The organism is Salinivibrio sp. IB872, from assembly GCF_001995345.1.
GTDB classification, from domain to species: Bacteria; Pseudomonadota; Gammaproteobacteria; order Enterobacterales; family Vibrionaceae; genus Salinivibrio; species Salinivibrio proteolyticus.
In genome coordinates, this window is the sequence record NZ_MUFO01000084.1 from 1 (window position 1) to 3,942 (window position 3,942).

The 3,942-nt window shown below is 44.9% G+C and carries 7 protein-coding genes; all 7 read right to left on the minus strand.

Features of this window, described 5'->3' with window-relative positions:
* Positions 1 to 149 precede the first annotated feature (149 nt).
* The 7 genes from BZJ18_RS16720 to BZJ18_RS16750 all read right to left on the minus strand — a co-directional run bounded on the left by BZJ18_RS16720 (position 150) and on the right by BZJ18_RS16750 (position 3,767).
* The gene (locus BZJ18_RS16720; RefSeq protein ID WP_131825301.1) at positions 150 to 464 is read right to left on the minus strand and encodes a hypothetical protein; all 315 of its coding nucleotides are present in this window, start codon (positions 462 to 464) and stop codon (positions 150 to 152) included.
* Between the two features lie 349 nt (positions 465 to 813).
* The gene (locus tag BZJ18_RS16725; RefSeq protein WP_443216523.1) at positions 814 to 1,083 is read right to left on the minus strand and encodes a Txe/YoeB family addiction module toxin; all 270 of its coding nucleotides are present in this window, start codon (positions 1,081 to 1,083) and stop codon (positions 814 to 816) included.
* Positions 1,070 to 1,330: a type II toxin-antitoxin system Phd/YefM family antitoxin gene (locus tag BZJ18_RS16730; RefSeq protein WP_077458462.1), complete on the minus strand. Its 261-nt coding sequence runs from the start codon at positions 1,328 to 1,330 to the stop codon at positions 1,070 to 1,072. The genes BZJ18_RS16725 and BZJ18_RS16730 overlap by 14 nt, the downstream gene beginning before the upstream one ends.
* 159 nt (positions 1,331 to 1,489) lie before the next feature.
* Entirely contained in the window at positions 1,490 to 1,987 is a 498-nt protein-coding gene (locus BZJ18_RS16735) for an ASCH domain-containing protein (protein ID WP_077458464.1), read from the minus strand.
* Between the two features lie 226 nt (positions 1,988 to 2,213).
* A complete protein-coding gene (locus BZJ18_RS16740) occupies positions 2,214 to 2,687 on the minus strand; it encodes a hypothetical protein (RefSeq protein ID WP_077458466.1) in 474 nt (157 codons plus the stop codon).
* Positions 2,688 to 2,826: 139 nt separating this feature from the next.
* The gene (locus BZJ18_RS16745; RefSeq protein ID WP_077458468.1) at positions 2,827 to 3,372 is read right to left on the minus strand and encodes a GNAT family N-acetyltransferase; all 546 of its coding nucleotides are present in this window, start codon (positions 3,370 to 3,372) and stop codon (positions 2,827 to 2,829) included.
* Between the two features lie 56 nt (positions 3,373 to 3,428).
* Positions 3,429 to 3,767 (minus strand): hypothetical protein, encoded by a 339-nt coding sequence (locus BZJ18_RS16750; protein ID WP_077458470.1) that lies wholly within the window; start codon positions 3,765 to 3,767, stop codon positions 3,429 to 3,431.
* Positions 3,768 to 3,942 lie beyond the last annotated feature (175 nt).

The window sequence follows — 3,942 nt, forward strand, 5'->3', positions numbered from 1 at the left end:
TATCTTCTGTCATTTTTAATCTCCTAAACGTTAGGAGACCATTAAATCGCACTGAAAATGATCAACAAATTGATCCTTTATTTTCACTCATTTTAATTAATAAACATGGTTCAACGCACGATTTTCATCCTTAATTGACAATTAAGTCATTAAATCGCTAGCCCAGGCATGCCGCGGATCTTCATGCGTTTTCCCTGAAGCACGTATTTTGCGCTGGTCAGCAAAGCCAACAACGCGCCTGCAACAAACCCCACGGCAGGTAAATACTCCGCGTAGGGCAGCTCACCCACTAACATAAAAAATAAAATGCTCGCGGTTAGTATCCCTAACCCTAACATCCTCAGCAGGTGATCTTTCCATGTAAGTTCTTCAACGCTGGCGTCAACAATATTGCGCATTGAATAACAATCATCATTCACACATAAATGGGTTGGCGTTTGCTTTATTACCACTGACTTTCTCATTTTTATTTCCATATCAAGGTGTGTGAGCCACTCACACTGTCGCAGCACTCATCCCACTGCGGCGCTTATTATGTCTATTTTTATCAACAGGGCGAGCAGGGCTAAACGCAAACGTGACCCACAACACTGAACATTTACGAGTCCCTTGTTAACTATTTATACACGTGCTTACTACGCTTAACCCTGCTGGCAGCTTTTTCGGTCAGTGCACTTACCTCACCCATCGCCATTATTCAGTGGCGACGGTGATTTTATCCAGAGGCGTTATAAGGAGTGGTTTTTATTGAGGGTGGTGAGCATGACGCCTCGCGCCTTCATTGTGCCATTATGCACCGCAGGCGCTAGGTGACTAATAGTGATATCGGCAAGATAGGATCGTAATAGACGTATCATCCACGGCGTAAACCAGCCGATTGGTATCATCAATACGCCGCGACCAAAAGCCGGTCAGGTTTTCTTTTAGTGCTTCGGGCTTACCTATTCCCTCGAATGGCGTTCGTTTTACATCGAGGATGAGCTTGTTGATTCGCTTGAGTGTTTTTCTATCCTGGCTTTGCCAGTACACGTAGTCACGCCACGCATCATCCGTCCAGCAAAGTAAGCGACTACTCATCGCTATCGACTAACGCGTGCTCCATCGCTTTCCCCATCTTATACTGAGTAATAGACCGATTTAGGTGCTCAGCATTGGCGGGTGAGCGCAACAGATGAACGGTTTCCATAAGGCTGTTGTAGTAATCGAGCGACATCACCACCGCGTCTTCCGCATCACGTCGGGTAATGATAGCGGTATCAGCGTCATTAACCACCCCATCTAATACCGTTTTGAGGCCATTTCTCGCTTCAGTAAACGAAATGATTTTCATCGGATTGCTCCTATTCGTACACCATCGAAGTATAGAGCAACAAACCAGACATGTACAACTTAAAGAACATGTCTAGTGGTTGTTCGCTGAGCACAACCGCACCGCAGTGACAGCGGGCCAAGTGTTCGGGTTGGATGGATGTTTGACCGACTTGTTTTATCATGCGCTTCCCTGCTCAGTTTCATGGTGATCAAGCGGATAGACTTTCTCAAAGCGCTCTAACACCAAAGGAGATTGGGTTGTAAACGGCACACCGAGTGCTTGCCCCTCTTGCTCAAAAAATGCCAGATGCGCCTGCCGCCACCACGCATAGCTCTTATCGCCTTCACCTTCCGCAGAGGCAAATTCAGCAGTCACTTGATCAAACGGACACTCGCTCACTTCAGTCACTTTAATAATACAAACCGGCTGCTGCGCCCAGTTAAGCACCACGGTTAAACGTCCGACTTGCGGGTAAGGTTCGTTTTCGATCTCGTAGCAAGCTTTTAAGCTGCACGATGCGCGTTTTATGCCTTGATCAATCAAACGGGCGCATTCGTTAGCATTGTATTCATCCGCGCAAAAGTACTCAGCAATTGTTTCAGGCACAGCCTGACGTTCTGCTTCACTTAAGGTGGCAAGGTAGGCGTTTAAAAATGCCTGTTGTTCTGTATTCATCATGATCCTTGATTAGTGACACCACACCAGCGTGGCTCCAAAATGAGACGCTGTATATTTGTCCCTGTAGGTTTTCTAAAAAAGAATATATTCGAGCGGCTCAAATCGCCTAATTAACTTAAAATTAGGTGGTGAGTTGGAGTAGTGCTAAACAAATATTGATAGGCCAATAAATATATCTATTAACCCATCGATTATTGCCCATAATATTATAAACGTTATACCGTTAGTTTAATACTCTCTCGCAACGGTCAACACTAGCATTTCCTTGGCTATGCCAAAACAGGTACTCTGAGTCCACCGATAACACGGTTGAAACAGATTCTTCATTACTTTCAATTGCTTTAGTGAACATAGGTTTAAACGACTTAGACAGCTCGTTCAAGGGTTCAACCGATACACTTTCGATGTACTCATAAACTTTATTATGCTTCAGTTCCCAAGTGCCCTGAATATTGACTTCAAACAAGAATCGGCCGTCAACATCAGGCATCTGTCCATCAAAAATAGCGGTCCCATCCAATAAACCATCAGTCCAATAGGTCGTTTTTCCATCAAAATTTAGGTCATCGGCATGAGTCGGGCTAGCGCAGTGCCAAGTACCAACAAACAAGTCTCTATCTATTGGTTTGCTGGTTGTTGAAGAGCAGGCAGCTAGAACAAATCCCAAAAAGGCAACTGACAAAATTTTTATATTCATATTATTTACATCATTCCCAATAGCGCATATCAAGATATAAAACTGGTTTTATATAGACACGTAGAAATTCAACTACATTTCACTTCTTGATAATAACAAACCATTCACTCCACTCATATCCTAGAAGCGGAAACATAACTTATTGTGTGAGCCACGTTGTACGGTCTAAGCCATAAATGGCATGGTCGACAATGCGTCCGTTTAAATTTTCAGCACGACGTATTACGCCTTCGAGTGTGAACCCTAAACGCTCACAGACCTTTCGGCTTGGCGTGTTTTCCGTTGCCGCCGATATCTGTACTTTTTCCATACCAAACTGGGTAAACGCCAGCTCAATGAGCTTAGCCACGGCTTGACTCACAATCCCTTTCCCTTGGTGCAAAGAGCTCAGCCAATAGCCAATTTCCACCTTTTTAAGCGACTGATTGATAGTGTTGTAACTCACACTGCCTACCAATTGACCCTGATAAATAATGCCACATACCAATGATTTACCTTCTGCATAATCGTGAAGGGATTTTTTAATAAAGCTCAAAAAGAACGCTTCATCATGGGCATGCGGTGGCCACACTAACCATTGGCTTAAATACTCCCGATCGCGGGTAACGATATCCAGATAAATCGGCGCAAAGCGTGTATTGATAAGTTCCAGTTTTAGGTCACGATTAACATCCAATGTAAACATACTTTCCTCATTATTAATGCGACACAATTGTCGGCGTTTATTATTTTCAGTGCAGTTTATTCAATCATCCAATTCGCGGCGCCAGCTCCCGCCTCCTGAAAGCGAAGTTTTATCGGATAGCTGTCACCACAGCCTTCGACAATCCATAGCTCCCGCCACACCCTTGTGCCTACCTCGCCTGACGGCATTTCTCGCACATATGGCACAAATTCCTCTGGCTTCTCACAGCCTTGAGATGCCATCGTAACCAGCACCCCTGCCATGGCATCTTGGATCAATTTTTGATTAGCTAGCGATCCTGCTTGGATTGCGCCTTCTGGCAGCGACTGCGCCATCGATGAAAAAGAGACAGCCAAAGCCCCAAACACGAGTAAAGCCCGTAGCCAATTAATCATACTCAAAAACGCCCTTAAAAAATGAGTCATCAACAATCTCAATGGAGGGTTCTAACACGGAAAACGCATGAACATCCGCGTCACGAAAGGCTTCCCAGCACGGTCGCCAGGTACTCTTGGTCCATCGCGCACATCATTCGCTTGCGTTGAATACCGGCTTTGACACTCTTCTCTT